Consider the following 15281-nt stretch of genomic DNA (forward strand, 5'->3'; position numbering starts at 1 on the left):
GGAAAACCAAATATGTCTAGTATTACTACCGTCGCTGAATTCGCAGCCGAATTGAATAAATCTCCCGCTACCTTGATCGAGCAATTGACCAGCGCAGGTGTTGCAAAATCGCAGGCCAGCGACCCCTTGTCGGAATCCGACAAGCAAAAGCTGCTCGGCTATCTGCATGCCAGCCATGGCACAGTCGCGGCCGATCGAAAAAAGATCACCTTGATGAAGAAGTCCACTTCGGAAATCAAGCAGGCTGACTCCACTGGCAAAGCCCGCACTATCCCTGTTCAGACCATCAAGAAGCGCACATTCATCAGACGTGAAGATGAAACGGATCTGGCGATTGAAGACGCACAACCGGGTGCCGCTGCGGCTGCTTCGCAGGTTCAGTCTGCAGCAGACGCCGAATTGGTTCGGCGTGAAGACGAGGCGAACCGGAATGCTGATTTGCTCCGCCTGCAGGAAAAGGAGCTGACGGAAAAACGCCGTTTGCGCGACGAGCAAGCCGCGCAGGAAGCGGCTCGCGAACAAGAGCGCGAAGCCGCTGCACAGAAAGCACAAGCCGAGGCGCAGGCCCGGCAGGCCCAAGCGCAAGCCGCTGCCCAAGCCGCTGCCGATGCCGAAGCTGCAAAAAAGCCCAAGCCCACCATTGGCAAAATATTCAAGCCCGCACCCGTTGCCCCGGTTGCCGCAACTGTTACCGTGGAAGCACAAAAGATCGTGGACACTGCCGCAGCAGAAAAAATCAGCAAGGCTGCCCAGGCTGCAAGCGCCAAGACCGCTGAAGCCGCAACCCTCCAGGCAGCCGCCAAGGCCAAAGCCACCGCTGAATTTCAGGCGGACGCGGCCAAGGCCGTGGACCTGCAGGAGCGCCGCCGCAAGGCCGAGGCAGAAGCCGCTGGTATTCGCGCCATGCTGTCTGCCCCCAAGCGCGTCCTGGTTCCGCATGTCGATCCCAAGGTGGCGATGAAGGGGACGCTGCACAAGCCGGTTGTTGCCCCGGGCGCAGCCAAGCCTGCGGCTACGGGTGCCGCAGGTGCACCCGCTGTTGCAGGCGCCGCTGGCAAAAAGGAAGTCAAGTCCGAGAACCTGTCTTCGACCTGGAAAGATGACGCGGCCAAGAAAAAAGGCATTCCGAGTCGTGGCGCTCCGGTGGTGCCGGGTCGCGGCAATTTCCGTCCTGGCCCGCGTGGCCGTCGCAGCGGTGGACGCGACGTGCGTCCGGAATCGAACTTCGTTGCGCCGACCGAATTCAAGGTGATCGAGGTCCATGTGCCCGAAACCATCACCGTGGGTGAACTGGCGCACAAGATGAGCGTGAAGTCGTCCGAGGTCATCAAGCATTTGATGAAGCTGGGCCAGATGGTCACCATCAACCAGCCGCTGGACCAGGACACCGCCATGATCGTGGTGGAAGAGATGGGCCACAAGGCACTCACTGCCGCACTGGACGATCCAGAAGCCTTCACCGATGACGACGTGCAGGGTCAGCAGGCCGAGGCACTGCCGCGCGCACCGGTGGTCACCGTCATGGGTCACGTTGACCATGGCAAGACTTCGCTGCTCGACTACATCCGGCGCGCCAAGGTGGCATCCGGTGAAGCCGGCGGCATCACCCAGCACATTGGCGCCTACCATGTGCAAACCCCGCGCGGCATGGTGTCCTTCCTCGACACCCCGGGCCACGAGGCGTTCACCGCCATGCGTGCCCGTGGTGCGCAGGCCACCGACATCGTGATCTTGGTGGTTGCTGCAGACGACGGCGTGATGCCGCAGACCAAGGAAGCCATCAAGCACGCCCGTGCCGCTGGCGTTCCGATCGTCGTGGCAATCAACAAGATCGACAAGCCCGGCATCAACCTGGAACGCGTCAAGGGTGAACTGGTCACCGAAGGCGTGGTGCCCGAAGAATTTGGCGGTGACTCGCCGTTCGTGCCAGTCTCGGCCCACACTGGCGCCGGCATCGACAACCTGCTGGAGCAGGTGCTGCTGCAGGCCGAAGTGCTTGAACTCAAGGCGTCGGTCGATTCCCTGGCCAAGGGCTTGGTGATCGAAGCGCGCCTCGACAAGGGCCGTGGCCCGGTTGCCACCGTGCTGGTCCAGTCCGGTACGCTGAAGGCGGGAGACGTGGTGCTGGCGGGTTCGACCTATGGCCGTGTGCGCGCCATGCTCGACGAAAACGGCAAGCCGATCAAGTCCGCAGGCCCTTCGATTCCGGTCGAAATCCAGGGCCTGACGGAAGTCCCTCAAGCAGGCGACGACTTCATGGTCATGACCGACGAACGCCGTGTCCGCGAAATCGCCACTTACCGCGCAGGCAAGTTCCGTAACACCAAGCTGGCCAAGCAACAGGCGTCCAAGCTGGAGAACATGTTTGCCGATATCAACGCCGGCGAAGTCAAGCTCCTGCCTATCATCATCAAGGCCGATGTTCAGGGTTCGCAGGAAGCGCTGGCCCAGTCGCTGCTCAAGCTGTCTACCGACGAAGTGAAGGTCCAGCTGGTGTACTCGGGCGTTGGCGGTATTTCCGAATCCGACGTGAATCTGGCAATCGCTTCGAAGGCCGTGCTGATCGGGTTCAACACCCGGGCCGATGCCCAGGCGCGCAAACAGGCCGAGAACAACGGCATTGACATTCGTTACTACCAGATCATTTATGACGCGGTGGACGAACTCAAGGCTGCCATGTCCGGCATGCTCACGCCCGACAAGAAGGAAGAAATCATCGGCAATGCCGAGATTCGCAACATCTTCAAGGTCAGCAAGATCGGCTCGATTGCCGGCTGTATGGTCACCGCCGGTGTGGTCCGCCGCACCGCCAAGTTGCGCCTGCTGCGCCAGAACGTGGTCATCTTCACTGGTGAACTCGACTCGCTCAAGCGTTTCAAGGACGATGCGAAGGAAGTCAAGGAAGGATTCGAGTGCGGCTTGAACCTGAAGAACTACAACGACATCGAAGTCGGTGACATTCTCGAGTTCTTCGAAATCAAGGAAGTGGCCCGGACTTTGTAAGCGTATGGCCATTCGCTAGCCCTAAAGCTGTCGAATGGCCTGCTCGAAACAAGGACTGCAACTTCAGATTCCCAATACATGCGTAAAAAATCATCTACTCCCAACCGCAGCTTTCGCGTGGCCGACCAGATCCAGCGTGATCTGACGGAACTGATCGCGCGCGAGTTGAAGGACCCGCGCGTCGGCATGGTGACGGTCCAGTCGGTCGAGGTCACGCCTGACTATGCCCATGCCAAGATTTATTTCAGCGTGCTGGTCGGCGACCCGAAAGAGTGCGAAATCGCGCTCAACCAGGCGGCAGGCTTCCTGCGCAACGGCCTGTTCAAGCGCTTGATGACCCACACCGTGCCAACGCTGCATTTCCATTTCGACCAGACGACCGAACGTGCGGCCGATCTGAACGCCTTGATTGCCAAGGCGGTTTCTTCTCGCGCCCAGGACTAACTTTGCGCCGTTCCCCTTTGACAGGTTCGGGGGCAACGGTGCCACCGAGCGTTCGGGCCAGCCCGCGCGCCGAGCCTGTCAAAGCTTATGACGCCAACAACTTCCTTCCGCCAGAAAATCCAGCGACGTCCCGTCCACGGCGTGCTGCTGCTCGACAAGCCGCTGGGCCTGTCGAGCAACCAGGCGCTGCAAAAGGCCAAATGGCTTCTGCGTGCTGAAAAAGCCGGCCACACCGGAACGCTCGACCCGCTGGCCACCGGCGTGCTGCCGCTGTGCTTTGGCGCGGCCACGAAGTTCAGCCAGCTGCAGCTTGAGGCGGACAAGACCTATGAAGCCGTGCTGCTGCTGGGCCAGAAGACCACCACGGCCGATGCCGAAGGCGAAGTGATTGAAACCCGCCCAGTGCCCGAAATCACGCCTGATCTGCTGGAATCGATCACCCGGCGCTTCACGGGTCCGCTGGCGCAGGTGCCGCCGATGTATTCAGCCCTGAAGAAAGACGGCAAGGCGCTGTATGAATATGCCCGCAAGGGCATTGAGGTCGAGCGGGAAGCGCGCCACATCACGATTTTTAAGCTAAATATGGCCCTCGCGCATGATCCACGGGCGCAAGCAGCTATTAAAATAATAGTGAACTGCAGCAAGGGAACGTATATTCGCACGCTCGGCGAAGACATCGGCGAAGCCCTGGGCTGCGGCGCGCACCTGGGTTCGCTGCGCCGTATCGAGACCGGCGGTTTTGTGGCTGCGCAATGCGTGACGCTGGCAGCGCTGGAAGCGATGACCGAAGCCGAACGCGATGCCTGTTTGTTGCCCCCGCAGTCGTTGGTAGCGGATTACCCGTCTGTCACGCTGGACGCCGATAATGCCGGACGTTTCTTAAGTGGTTTGCGTCGCCGGGGACAGTGGGGCGCCGATGCGTCGCTGGTGCAGGTTTATGGCAGCGAGCCTGCTGCATTTCTGGGTTCAGCCCATATTTGCGCCGACGAATTGATCCCCCAGCGTTTGCTGAGCCCGATTGAAGTTCAGGACATCCTGCAATCGTCCCGGCGCACTACCGAAGTTTTAACGCCAGTTTCCTTGGCCGCAGCCTCCGACCCCATGGAAGCCGGCTCTTTTCAACATTAATTCCCAAGTCCCATTTTCAAGTTCCCAGAAAGTCCACCATGAGTCATAAACAGATCCGTAACATCGCCATCATCGCCCACGTTGACCATGGCAAGACCACCATGGTCGACCAGTTGCTGCGCCAGTCCGGCACCTTTGCCGACCATGAAAAGGTCGTCGATACCGTGATGGACAACAACGCCATTGAAAAAGAGCGTGGCATCACCATCCTGGCCAAGAACTGCGCCGTGACCTGGGAAGGCACGCACATCAACATCGTCGATACCCCGGGCCACGCCGACTTCGGCGGCGAAGTCGAGCGCGCGCTGTCCATGGTTGACGGCGTCGTGCTGTTGATCGATGCGCAGGAAGGGCCGATGCCCCAGACCCGCTTCGTGACCAAGAAGGCGCTGGCCCTGGGCCTCAAGCCTATCGTGGTGGTCAACAAGGTGGACAAGCCAGGCGCCAATCCCGACAAGGTGATCAATGCCACGTTCGACTTGTTCGACAAGCTCGGTGCCACCGATGAACAGCTCGATTTTCCAGTGGTCTATGCCTCGGGCATCAATGGCTGGTCTTCACTGGAAGAGGGTGAGCAGGGTGAGCAGTGGGGCCCCGACATGTCGGCTTTGTTCAACACCGTGCTCAAGCACGTGCCTGCCCAAAAGGGCGATCCTGACGCACCGCTGCAGCTGCAGATTTCGGCGCTCGACTTTTCAACCTTCGTCGGGCGCATCGGCGTGGGCCGGATCAGCCAGGGCACGATCCGGCCGATGATGGACGTGGTCGTGATGGAAGGCCCGGACGGCAAGCCCGTCAAGGGCCGCGTCAACCAAGTTCTAACCTTCCAGGGTTTGGAGCGTGTGCAGGCGACTGAAGCCGGCCCCGGCGAAATCGTGCTGATCAACGGCCTGACCGACATCGGCATTGGTGTGACCATCACCGACCCCGTCACTCCCATGCCGTTGCCCATGCTCAAGGTTGATGAGCCGACGCTGACCATGAACTTCTGCGTCAACACCAGCCCGCTGGCTGGCCGAGAAGGCAAGTACGTCACCAGCCGCCAGATTTGGGACCGCCTGCAAAAGGAACTGCAGCACAACGTGGCATTGCGCGTCAAGGAAACCGACGAAGAAGGCATTTTCGAAGTCATGGGCCGGGGTGAACTGCACCTGACCATTTTGCTGGAAAACATGCGCCGCGAAGGTTTTGAGATGGCCGTGTCCAAGCCGCGCGTCGTGATGAAGGACGTGAACGGTGAAAAGCATGAGCCGATCGAGCTGGTAACTGCCGACATCGAAGAGCAACACCAGGGCGGCGTGATGCAGGCATTGGGCGAACGCAAGGGCGAGCTGGTCAACATGGACCCGGACGGCCGTGGCCGTGTGCGCCTTGAGTATCGTATTCCGGCGCGTGGCCTGATCGGTTTCACCAACGAATTCCTGAACTTGACGCGCGGCTCCGGATTGATTGCCAATATTTTCGACTGCTACGAGCCCCACAAGGGCGATATCGGCGGGCGCAAGAACGGCGTGCTGATTTCCATGGACGCCGGTGAAATCTTTACCTACGCGCTGGGCAAGCTCGATGACCGGGGCCGCATGTTCGTGCGCGCCAACGACCCGGTGTATGAAGGCATGATCGTCGGCATCCACAGCCGTGACAACGACCTGGTGGTCAACGCCACGCGCACCAAGCAGTTGACCAACTTCCGCGTGTCCGGTAAGGAAGACGCGATCAAGATCACGCCGCCGATCGAATGCACGCTTGAATACGGCGTCGAGTTCATCGAGGACGACGAACTGGTCGAAATCACGCCCAAGTCGATTCGCCTGCGCAAACGCTACCTGACCGAAAGCGAGCGCAAGCGCTCCGGTAGGTAAGAAGCCCCCACGCTTGCCACTTCGTGTGCTGCGCTGCCCCCCGAGGGGGCGCTGCGCCTGCGGCCCGGCGAAGCCGGTGTCGCGGCCCCTGCTGGGGAAATCGGACTTCACGCTTGCCGCTGCATGTGGCTGGCTGGTGTTTGCAGGCGGCCATGGCTGGTAGCAGCGTGGAGCAATTGGAAACCGGGCCGCTCGCGCACCAATCGCCAGCGGCCTTTTTTTTAACCTGGCTACAGGGTTTTTGATGAAGTTGACGTATTCCCGGGCGGTGGCTGTGATGGTGTTGGTGACCTTGATGTGGTCCACCGCCGGCGTGGTGACGCGGCAGCTGGAGGCCGCTCGCAGCTTTGAAGTGACCTTCTGGCGCAGCTTTTTCACGCTGGCGTCGCTGCTGGTGATCCTGCCTTTTTTCCAGGGGCGGGCGGTTTTCATGAAAATCCGTCATGGCGGCAAGGCACTGTGGCTGTCCGGCGTCTGCTGGAGCGTGATGTTCACGGCCTTCATGGTAGCGCTGACGCTGACCACTGTTGCCAATGTACTGGTGACGATGGCGCTTGGCCCATTCATCACGGCCCTGATGGCGAGTGTCTTTATCGGCTACAGGATTCCGGCGCGGACCTGGGTGGCGATTGCGCTGGCCAGCGCCGGCATTGCCTGGATGTATGCCGGTCAGATGGACCTGGGCAGCCAGCTGGCCGGCACGCTGGTGGCGCTGATGGTGCCGCTGGCGGGGGCCTGCAACTGGACGGTGGTACAGCATGGCGGTGCCCATGCCCAGAAGATCGACCTGGTGCCTGCCGTGCTGATCGGGGCGGTGCTGTCGTCGCTGGCGACCTTGCCGCTGGCGTTTCCCTTTTCTGCGCCGCCGCTCGACATCGGCCTGCTGGCGCTACTCGGCCTGTTCCAGCTGGCGATTCCGTGCGTGCTGGCGGTGCGGTGCGCCGGCGTGCTCAAGGCGCCCGAGGTGGCCCTGCTGGCCTTGCTGGAAGTGATTTTTGGCATCCTGCTGGCCTGGATGGGCGCCGGCGAGGTGCCGGGTTCCAGCGTGCTGACCGGCGGTTCGCTGGTGATTGGCGCGCTGGTGGTGAATGAAGTGATTGGATGGAGACAGAGAGCATGACAACAGAAATCAACAAAATCGATGCGGCCGGCGACGTGCTGGCCGAGCGCCGGGGCAATGCCGGGCTGATCACGCTGAACCGGCCCAAGGCGCTCAATGCCCTGTCGCTGCCCATGGTGCGCGACCTGCTTGGCATTCTGCACGCTTGGCAGGACGATCCGGGCGTGCGGCTGGTGGCGATTCGCGGTACCAATAAGCTGGGCCGCCCCGGAACGCCTGACAGCCTGTTCGGTGGTTTTTGTGCCGGCGGGGATATCCGGTTTTTTCACCAGGCGGCGCTGGCTGGCGATGCCGCGCTGGACGAGTTCTTCACCGAGGAATACCAGCTCAACCATCTGATCCAGACTTATTCCAAGCCCTACATAGCTTTCCTGGACGGCGTGGTGATGGGCGGCGGCATGGGCCTTAGCCAGGGCGCGCGGGTACGCATCGTCACCGAGCGCACCAAAATGGCCATGCCCGAGACGAATATCGGCCTGTTTCCCGACGTGGGCGGCGGCTATTTCCTGAGCCGCTGCCCGGGCCATGTGGGTGAATACCTGGCGTTGACCGGAGAAGTCATTGGTGCCGACGAGGCCATCGGCTATGGACTGGCCGATGTCAGACTGGACGCGGCTGACTTGCCGGCGCTGTGGACAGAACTGGGCACGGTGTCGCTTGCTTCGGCGGCAGCAGCCGATCAATGGGTTGCATCAAAATTCATAGCTGACAGTGACCGCCCCGCCTGCGCAACAGACCAGATTGATGCATTTTTCTCATTGTTGCGGGTCAAGCACATCGTCGATGCGCTTGAAAAATCCAAGGACGACCGATGGGCGACCCGGATGGCCGGGGTGCTGCGCAAGCGCTCCCCGCTGATGCTGCATGTGACGCTGGAGCAGATTCGCCGCGCCCGCAACATGACGCTGGCCGATGTCCTTCGCATGGAGCGCGACATGGTGCATCAGTGCTTTCACTTGCGTTCCGGTCTGCAAAGCGAAACCGTTGAGGGAATTCGCGCGTTGGCGGTGGACAAGGACTACCAGCCGCAATGGAAGCCTGCGCGCATCGAGGACGTGAAGCCCGGCATGGCCGATGCGTTTTTCGCCAGCCCATGGGCTGCCGAGGCGCATCCGCTGCGGGGCTTGTAGGCTTTCAGGCATTGCTGCCAGCGGATTCCTGCGAAAGCGATTCAACACTGCTGGTAAACAAGTTGCGCCAGCCGTATCCATTCCTCACGTGGCACCGCACCGCTCAGCGCATAGCCAAAACCCTGATCGACCCAGTAAAAGGCTCCTTCCGCACCTTCTGCGCTGTAGCGGAAAGCGGTTTGCCCAACATCTGTTTTGGGCGCTGCGGATGAATGTGGCAGCGGGTCGTCATCGAGTGCGCCTAGGTAGGGCGTCACGCGTGAACCTGCCGGATTCTGGAGCATGAACTGGGCGCGGGCGCCGTCATCGCCGGGCAGCAGCCCGCCGCCCACCAGTTCATAACGTTGCGCGACCAATACAGGAATCTTCAGGGGTTTGCCGAAGCGTTTGGACAGCCACTGCATCAGGTGCTCCTGCTGCGCGGCGGTGACTTCCACCGGGATGGCGGACTTCAGGCGAAAACACCGCATAGGCCACCGAAGCCTGACGCACGAAGGCCTGGGAGTCGCCGGCGCCCTGGGCTGTATCGACAGCCGTCAAGAGTGGCCAATTGGTGGCGCAGGGGTCGTTGCAAACCGATTTCCCGTTGTTAGGGCATCCTTGTCGAATATGTACAGCGTCATGCCGTTGGGACCGTCGAGCACGCCATCGGCGACGGTGGCGGGGCTGCTGGCTGCCATGGTGGCACATCCGCCCAGCAATGCGGCGCTCAGAAAGGCAATGGACAACATTTTCATGAAGTTTCTCCGATGGTGTTGCGCAGCAAGTGGCTGTACCCGGATAAACACTTTTCATGGTTTGTTTATTCCATCTCGAAAAACTATTTTTCTGGCGCCTTTGCGTTGTGCCTTTAGCGGTTTCTCGACTTCATGGCCCGGTCCACCTCGCGCTTTCCTTCACGGTCCTTGATGGTGTCGCGCTTGTCATGCTCCGCCTTGCCCTTGGCCAGGCCGATCTCGCACTTCACCTTGCCTGCCTTCCAGTGCATGTTCAGCGGAACCAGCGTGAAACCCTTCTGCTCGGTTTTGCCAATCAGGCGGCGAATCTCTTCCTTGTGCATCAAGAGCTTCTTGGTACGTACCGAGTCGGGCCGGATATGGGTGGAGGCTGTGCCCAGCGGGTTGATCTGGCAGCCAATGATGAACAACTCGCCACCCCTGATCACCACATAGCCGTCAGTGAGTTGTACCTTGCCTTCGCGCACCGACTTGACTTCCCAGCCTTCCAGCACCATGCCGGCTTCAAACCGTTCTTCAATGTGGTAATTGAACGTGGCCTTCTTGTTGTCGGCAATGCGCACGGCCGCGGCGGCTGCTTTGGGTGAGAGATTGGCTGCGGGTTTGCCCGCCGGTTTGCCTGAAGAGGCTGCGGCTGGTTTTTTGGAGGAATGTGCTTCTTTGGTGACCATGGCTAAGATAGTGGAGCAGAGGGGCGAAGCAGCACTTGTGGCTCATACAATTGCCCCCAGCCTTAGATTGTATGAAAACCGTTCACAAGTCCGTTCTTATCTGGTACAGCCCCGCTGAAATGTTTGCGCTGGTGACCGATGTTGCCAGCTATCCGCAGTTTTTACCCTGGTGCGACCGCGCTTCGGTGGAAGAGGAAACGGCTCAGGGCATGGTGGCCAAGGTCGGGATTTCCATTGCCGGCATACGCCAGAGCTTCACCACCCGCAACCGGCATGAGCCCGACCAGAAGGTCAGCCTCAAACTGATTAAAGGACCTTTTTCCAGGCTGGAAGGAGACTGGAGCTTCCTGCCTCTGGGCGATGGAAGCCAGCGCGCCTGCAAGGTCGAGTTCACCCTGAGCTATGCCTTTGACAACGCAACACTGGCAGCGCTGGTCGGACCGGTGTTTGACAAGATCGCAGGCAACCTGGTGGATGCCTTCGTCAAGCGGGCATCGCATGTCTATGGCGACGCCTGAGCCACCCAAAGAGGGCTTGCGCCTGAACATCACGCTGGTTTATTCACCTGTCTCCCGACAGGTCAGGGAGTGGATGCTTGAGCTTGAGCCGGGCGCAAGCGTAATTCAAGCGCTTGCGGCTTGCGGCATCTTCAAAGAATTTCCGGCGCTTGCGGAAAACAAGCTGCTGGCGGGCATCTGGGGACGAAAAATTCGGCTCGATCATCTACTGGCAGACAAGGACCGGATAGAGATTTACCGGGGGTTGCGTGTCGATCCAAAAACCGCCAGGCGCGAGCGTTTTGACCGTCAGGGGGCTAAAAGCGCGGGGTTGTTCACCCACAAACGGCCTGGCGCAAAAGCCGGTTACTGAATCGACAAGGGGGCAAGCACCTTACTTGGAGCAGTCGCTATCGGCAATGCTTTGCAGGCGCTTGGTTTCCACCGACCGGGCGCCATCCTCCATGAATTCGCGTTCTCCCTTTGCATTGGTGATCGCAATGCGTACGCCGGACTTTAGCGTGGCTTGGCCTTTCTTTGCGCGTTCGCAGTTGTCGGCTCTGGCGCTGGCAAGCTTTTCCGCCTCAGCCTGCTTTTTACTTTCTTCCAGGGCCTCAGCCTGTTTTTTTCGGGCTTCTAGTTCTGCATCCCTGCCCGAAAGCTTGGGCATGCTGGCATTGGCAGCAGGCGCTGATGCCGCTGGAACTGGCGTACCGGAAGCCACTCCCTGAAAAGGACGGGGCGCCTTGAATCCAGGCTCCTTCAGGATGCTTTTCTGCGGAATGTGTGGCGGTGGCGGCCGATCGCTGAATACCTTTCGGCCGTCATTGTCTAGCCATTGCCATTGGGCATGTGCGGAAACCATCACAACGCTACCAATCATGGCCAGAACCACGGTTCGTGTCAGAAATTTGAAGTCCATGGTGAAAGTGTATCCTTGTGTCTCAAGGCCTTGCGCGTTTGCTGGCGATGCTGAACCCTAAGGACTCGCAAGCGTGGAGGGCGAGGGTCGGTACGTCGCGCACCGAGGGCAAAGGTACAATCGAGTTTTTGGAGCTTTCTCTATGCGCCTACTCGGCAAAGCGCTCACCTTCGACGACGTATTGTTGGTGCCAGCGTTCTCCCAGGTCCTTCCCAAGGACGCCCTGCTTTCCACCCAGTTCTCCCGCAATATCCGCCTGAATCTGCCGCTTGTTTCGGCCGCCATGGACACGGTCACCGAAGCGCGGCTGGCCATTGCCATTGCGCAGGAGGGGGGCATCGGCATAGTTCACAAAAACCTCACACCCCAGCAGCAGGCGGCTGAGGTCTCCCGCGTCAAGCGCTACGAAAGTGGCGTATTGCGCGACCCGGTTGTCATCACCCCGACGCACACGGTGCGGCAGGTGATGGCACTGAGTGAACAACTCGGCATTTCCGGCTTTCCGGTGATTGATGGTGGCAAGGTGGTCGGCATCGTGACCGGGCGCGACATGCGCTTCGAGTCGCGCATGGATGTGCCGGTCAGCACCATCATGACGCCGCGCGCTCGCCTGATCACCATGCCCGACACGGCCACGCTGGCCGACGCCAAGGCGCTGCTGAACAAGCACCGCCTGGAGCGCGTACTGCTGATCAATGACGAGTTCGAGCTCAAGGGCCTGATCACTGTCAAGGACATCACCAAGCAGACTACCTTTCCGAATGCCGCCCGCGACCTGCATGGCAAGCTGCGCGTGGGTGCGGCTGTCGGCGTGGGCGAGGGGACCGAGGAGCGTGTCGAGGCACTGGTCCGTGCCGGCGTCGACGCCATCGTCGTGGACACCGCGCACGGCCACAGCAAAGGCGTGATTGACCGGGTACGCTGGGTCAAGCAGAACTATCCGCATATTGACGTGATCGGTGGCAACATTGCCACTGGTGCGGCTGCACTGGCGCTGGTCGAGGCTGGCGCGGATGCGGTCAAGGTTGGCATTGGTCCGGGCAGCATCTGCACCACCCGCATCGTCGCGGGCGTTGGCGTGCCGCAGATCATGGCCATCGACAGCGTCGCGACCGCCTTGCGCGGCTCCGGCGTTCCCCTGATTGCCGACGGCGGCATTCGCTACAGCGGCGACATTGCCAAGGCCATCGCGGCTGGCGCTGGCACGGTCATGATGGGGGGCATGTTTGCCGGCACCGAAGAGGCGCCCGGCGAAGTCATCCTGTTCCAGGGAAGAAGCTACAAGAGCTACCGCGGCATGGGCAGCATTGGCGCCATGCAGCAGGGTAGCGCCGACCGTTACTTCCAGGAGTCCAGCACCGGCAACCCGAATGCCGACAAGCTGGTGCCCGAGGGCATCGAAGGCCGCGTTCCTTACAAAGGCTCGATGGTCGCCATCATTTACCAGATGGCCGGTGGATTGCGCGCCAGCATGGGCTACTGCGGCTGCGCCACGATCGAGCAAATGCACAACCACTCCGAGTTTGTCGAGATCACTTCCGCAGGCATCCGCGAAAGTCATGTGCATGACGTGCAGATCACCAAGGAAGCGCCGAACTACCGCGCTGACTGAAGCTTGTTCCACGCATGCTGGGCGTCTGGAGGCAGACGCCCTTTTTCTTTTTTTGACTGAACTTTTCGCCCGAGGCGTTTTTCATGCAGCACCAAAAAATTCTCATTCTCGATTTTGGCTCACAGGTCACCCAACTGATCGCACGCCGGGTCCGCGAAGCCCATGTTTTCTGCGAAGTCCATCCCTGCGATGTGACCGACGACTGGCTTCGCGATTATGCCAAGGACGGCAACCTCAAGGGCATCATCTTGTCGGGCAGCCACGCCAGCATTTATGAAGAAGCTACCGACAAGGCACCGCAGTCGGTGTTTGGGCTGGGTATTCCGGTGCTGGGCATCTGCTACGGCATGCAGGCCATGGCGCATCAGCTGGGCGGCAAGGTCGAGGGCGGCCACAAACGCGAATTCGGACATGCCGATGTCCGGGCGCGCGGCCACACGGCTTTGCTCAAGGACATCGCGGACTTCACCACGCCTGAAGGGCAGGGCATGCTCACGGTCTGGATGAGCCATGGCGACAAGGTGACTGAAATGCCGCCAGGCTTCAAGCTCATGGCCTCTACCTCCAGTTGCCCGATTGCCGGCATCGCGGACGAGGAAAGGCATTTTTACGGTCTGCAGTTTCATCCTGAAGTCACGCACACCAAGCAGGGCGCCGCCATCCTCAACCGCTTTGTGCTGGACGTTTGCGGTACCCGTCCTGACTGGGTCATGGGCGACTACATCGCCGAGGCGGTCGAAAAAATCCGCCAGCAGGTCGGCGATGAGGAGGTCATTCTGGGCTTGTCGGGCGGCGTCGATTCCTCGGTGGCTGCTGCGCTGATTCACCGTGCCATCGGCGACCAGCTCACCTGCGTGTTTGTCGACCACGGCCTGCTGCGGCAGAACGAGGGTGATATGGTGATGGAGATGTTTGTAGGCAAGCTACATGCCAAGGTGATTCGCGTCGATGCCGCCGACCAGTTCCTGGGCCACCTTGCCGGCGTCAGCGACCCTGAAGCCAAACGAAAGATCATCGGACGTGAGTTTGTAGAGGTGTTCAAGGCAGAAGCCGCCCGGCTCAAGGCGGGGCTGGACGGCGCCTACAAGGGTGCGAAATGGCTGGCCCAGGGAACCATTTACCCGGACGTGATCGAGTCGGGAGGCGCCAAGAGCAAGAAAGCCGTCACCATTAAGAGCCATCACAACGTCGGTGGTCTGCCCGAGCAGTTGGGCCTGAAGCTGCTTGAACCGCTGCGTGAACTGTTCAAGGACGAGGTGCGCGAGCTGGGCGTGGCTCTGGGCCTGCCGCACGACATGGTGTATCGCCATCCCTTCCCGGGGCCGGGGCTGGGCGTGCGTATCCTGGGTGAAGTCAAGAAGAACTATGCCGATCTGCTGCGGCGTGCCGACGCCATCTTCATCGAAGAGTTGCGAAATTTCAAGGATGCGGAAACCGGCAAGACGTGGTACGACCTCACCAGCCAGGCCTTCACGGTATTTTTGCCAGTGAAAAGCGTCGGTGTGATGGGAGATGGGCGTACGTATGAGTATGTGGTGGCACTGCGCGCCGTGCAAACCAGCGACTTCATGACGGCCGACTGGGCCGAGCTGCCCTATCCACTGCTCAAAAAGGTTTCCGGCCGCATCATCAATGAAGTGCGCGGCATCAATCGCGTCACTTACGATGTCAGCAGCAAGCCGCCTGCAACCATCGAGTGGGAATAATTTAACGGACTTTACGCAGCGCAGAAGATTTTGATAGTCTAAAGATTTCAGGGGTACCGGAATGAAAAATTCCGAACCGGAGTTGCGCGCTGACTATTTTCTGAGCACGTTTGGTGCGGTAACGGCGACAGGGCTGTCGAAGAGGGTGGATGGCCCGCTAAGCCGTGACGATAAGCTCGACCCCAAGCAGTTCGGCACCATCACGCTGGATGAAATCAATGCCGGCCTTAGCACCCTGGCTCAGGAACTCGGCGCCACGATCGAGGCCTTTCAGACCAAGAGCGAAGGCGCGATGTGCGAGCGCATTCACCAAGGCTACGCTGACGGCTTGGGCGCAGTGTTGATCAACGCAGGCGCCTAGTGTCGCGTCATGAGAAATTTGACGTGGACAATGGGGAATGGAACATTACAAAGTCACCTTGTCAGAGCAGGAAAGAGCCGAGTTGCAG

The 15281-nt window shown here is 60.2% G+C and carries 14 protein-coding genes and 1 pseudogene; 11 read left to right on the forward strand and 4 right to left on the reverse strand.

The annotated features are described in order from the left end of the window. The first annotated feature begins 12 nt into the window (after positions 1-12). The 6 genes from infB to IWX85_RS10435 all read left to right on the forward strand — a co-directional run bounded on the left by infB (position 13) and on the right by IWX85_RS10435 (position 8687). Positions 13-3003, forward strand: a complete 2991-nt coding sequence (infB, locus tag IWX85_RS10410; RefSeq protein ID WP_196869678.1) for a translation initiation factor IF-2 — start codon at positions 13-15, stop codon at positions 3001-3003. A gap of 78 nt (positions 3004-3081) precedes the next feature. Next, positions 3082-3447: a 30S ribosome-binding factor RbfA gene (gene rbfA / locus IWX85_RS10415; protein WP_029524823.1), complete on the forward strand. Its 366-nt coding sequence runs from the start codon at positions 3082-3084 to the stop codon at positions 3445-3447. 87 nt (positions 3448-3534) lie between these two features. Then, positions 3535-4575: a tRNA pseudouridine(55) synthase TruB gene (gene truB, locus IWX85_RS10420; RefSeq protein ID WP_196869679.1), complete on the forward strand. Its 1041-nt coding sequence runs from the start codon at positions 3535-3537 to the stop codon at positions 4573-4575. 38 nt (positions 4576-4613) lie between these two features. Then, on the forward strand, positions 4614-6437 hold the full coding sequence (gene typA, locus IWX85_RS10425; protein ID WP_036804258.1) for a translational GTPase TypA: 1824 nt from the start codon (positions 4614-4616) through the stop codon (positions 6435-6437). 244 nt (positions 6438-6681) lie between these two features. Further along, entirely contained in the window at positions 6682-7557 is an 876-nt protein-coding gene (locus IWX85_RS10430) for a DMT family transporter (protein ID WP_196869680.1), read from the forward strand. Continuing rightward, positions 7554-8687, forward strand: coding sequence for an enoyl-CoA hydratase/isomerase family protein (locus IWX85_RS10435; protein WP_196869681.1), 1134 nt, complete (start codon positions 7554-7556; stop codon positions 8685-8687). The genes IWX85_RS10430 and IWX85_RS10435 overlap by 4 nt, the downstream gene beginning before the upstream one ends. Before the next feature lie 41 nt (positions 8688-8728). On the opposite strand, the gene IWX85_RS10440 is transcribed toward IWX85_RS10435, so the two are convergent. From IWX85_RS10440 to smpB, 3 genes are all read right to left on the reverse strand, one after another. Then, positions 8729-9124, reverse strand: a complete 396-nt coding sequence (locus tag IWX85_RS10440) for a hypothetical protein (protein ID WP_196869682.1) — start codon at positions 9122-9124, stop codon at positions 8729-8731. Between the two features lie 99 nt (positions 9125-9223). Further along, on the reverse strand, positions 9224-9424 hold the full coding sequence (locus tag IWX85_RS10445; protein ID WP_196869683.1) for a hypothetical protein: 201 nt from the start codon (positions 9422-9424) through the stop codon (positions 9224-9226). A 113-nt stretch (positions 9425-9537) separates the two neighbouring features. Then, positions 9538-10095, reverse strand: a complete 558-nt coding sequence (gene smpB / locus IWX85_RS10450; RefSeq protein ID WP_231379675.1) for an SsrA-binding protein SmpB — start codon at positions 10093-10095, stop codon at positions 9538-9540. A 71-nt stretch (positions 10096-10166) separates the two neighbouring features. Between smpB and IWX85_RS10455 the strand changes: the two genes are divergently transcribed. Beyond that, positions 10167-10613 carry a type II toxin-antitoxin system RatA family toxin gene (locus IWX85_RS10455; protein ID WP_036804255.1) on the forward strand — a complete coding sequence of 149 codons (447 nt, stop codon included), beginning with the start codon at positions 10167-10169 and terminating at the stop codon, positions 10611-10613. After that, a complete protein-coding gene (locus IWX85_RS10460; protein WP_036804253.1) occupies positions 10600-10965 on the forward strand; it encodes an RnfH family protein in 366 nt (121 codons plus the stop codon). The genes IWX85_RS10455 and IWX85_RS10460 overlap by 14 nt, the downstream gene beginning before the upstream one ends. Before the next feature lie 21 nt (positions 10966-10986). Here IWX85_RS10460 and IWX85_RS10465 read toward each other — a convergent pair whose 3' ends face one another. Next, positions 10987-11514 carry a DUF4124 domain-containing protein gene (locus IWX85_RS10465; protein ID WP_196869684.1) on the reverse strand — a complete coding sequence of 176 codons (528 nt, stop codon included), beginning with the start codon at positions 11512-11514 and terminating at the stop codon, positions 10987-10989. A 142-nt stretch (positions 11515-11656) separates the two neighbouring features. Between IWX85_RS10465 and guaB the strand changes: the two genes are divergently transcribed. The 3 genes and pseudogenes from guaB to IWX85_RS10480 form a co-directional block, all read left to right on the forward strand. After that, positions 11657-13126: an IMP dehydrogenase gene (gene guaB, locus IWX85_RS10470; RefSeq protein WP_196869685.1), complete on the forward strand. Its 1470-nt coding sequence runs from the start codon at positions 11657-11659 to the stop codon at positions 13124-13126. An 83-nt stretch (positions 13127-13209) separates the two neighbouring features. Next, entirely contained in the window at positions 13210-14832 is a 1623-nt protein-coding gene (gene guaA / locus IWX85_RS10475) for a glutamine-hydrolyzing GMP synthase (RefSeq protein WP_196869686.1), read from the forward strand. Positions 14833-14965: 133 nt separating this feature from the next. Continuing rightward, positions 14966-15190 (forward strand): annotated as a pseudogene (locus tag IWX85_RS10480) (type II 3-dehydroquinate dehydratase); the annotation flags it as partial. Positions 15191-15281 lie beyond the last annotated feature (91 nt).

This window comes from Polaromonas sp. CG_9.11 (assembly GCF_015752225.1).
Classification (GTDB): Bacteria; Pseudomonadota; Gammaproteobacteria; order Burkholderiales; family Burkholderiaceae_C; genus Polaromonas.

Bases quoted from the DNA above. Each gene is read 5' to 3' on its own strand.
- IWX85_RS10430 (WP_196869680.1), top strand. From the start codon at position 6,682: ATGAAGTTGACGTATTCCCGGGCGGTGGCTGTGATGGTGTTGGTGACC.
- guaB (WP_196869685.1), top strand. From the start codon at position 11,657: ATGCGCCTACTCGGCAAAGCGCTCACCTTCGACGACGTATTGTTGGTG.
- IWX85_RS10455 (WP_036804255.1), top strand. From the start codon at position 10,167: ATGAAAACCGTTCACAAGTCCGTTCTTATCTGGTACAGCCCCGCTGAA.
- infB (WP_196869678.1), top strand. From the start codon at position 13: ATGTCTAGTATTACTACCGTCGCTGAATTCGCAGCCGAATTGAATAAA.
- IWX85_RS10465 (WP_196869684.1), bottom strand. From the start codon at position 11,514: ATGGACTTCAAATTTCTGACACGAACCGTGGTTCTGGCCATGATTGGT.
- truB (WP_196869679.1), top strand. From the start codon at position 3,535: ATGACGCCAACAACTTCCTTCCGCCAGAAAATCCAGCGACGTCCCGTC.
- IWX85_RS10435 (WP_196869681.1), top strand. From the start codon at position 7,554: ATGACAACAGAAATCAACAAAATCGATGCGGCCGGCGACGTGCTGGCC.
- smpB (WP_231379675.1), bottom strand. From the start codon at position 10,095: ATGGTCACCAAAGAAGCACATTCCTCCAAAAAACCAGCCGCAGCCTCT.
- rbfA (WP_029524823.1), top strand. From the start codon at position 3,082: ATGCGTAAAAAATCATCTACTCCCAACCGCAGCTTTCGCGTGGCCGAC.
- IWX85_RS10460 (WP_036804253.1), top strand. From the start codon at position 10,600: ATGGCGACGCCTGAGCCACCCAAAGAGGGCTTGCGCCTGAACATCACG.
- typA (WP_036804258.1), top strand. From the start codon at position 4,614: ATGAGTCATAAACAGATCCGTAACATCGCCATCATCGCCCACGTTGAC.
- guaA (WP_196869686.1), top strand. From the start codon at position 13,210: ATGCAGCACCAAAAAATTCTCATTCTCGATTTTGGCTCACAGGTCACC.
- IWX85_RS10445 (WP_196869683.1), bottom strand. From the start codon at position 9,424: ATGAAAATGTTGTCCATTGCCTTTCTGAGCGCCGCATTGCTGGGCGGA.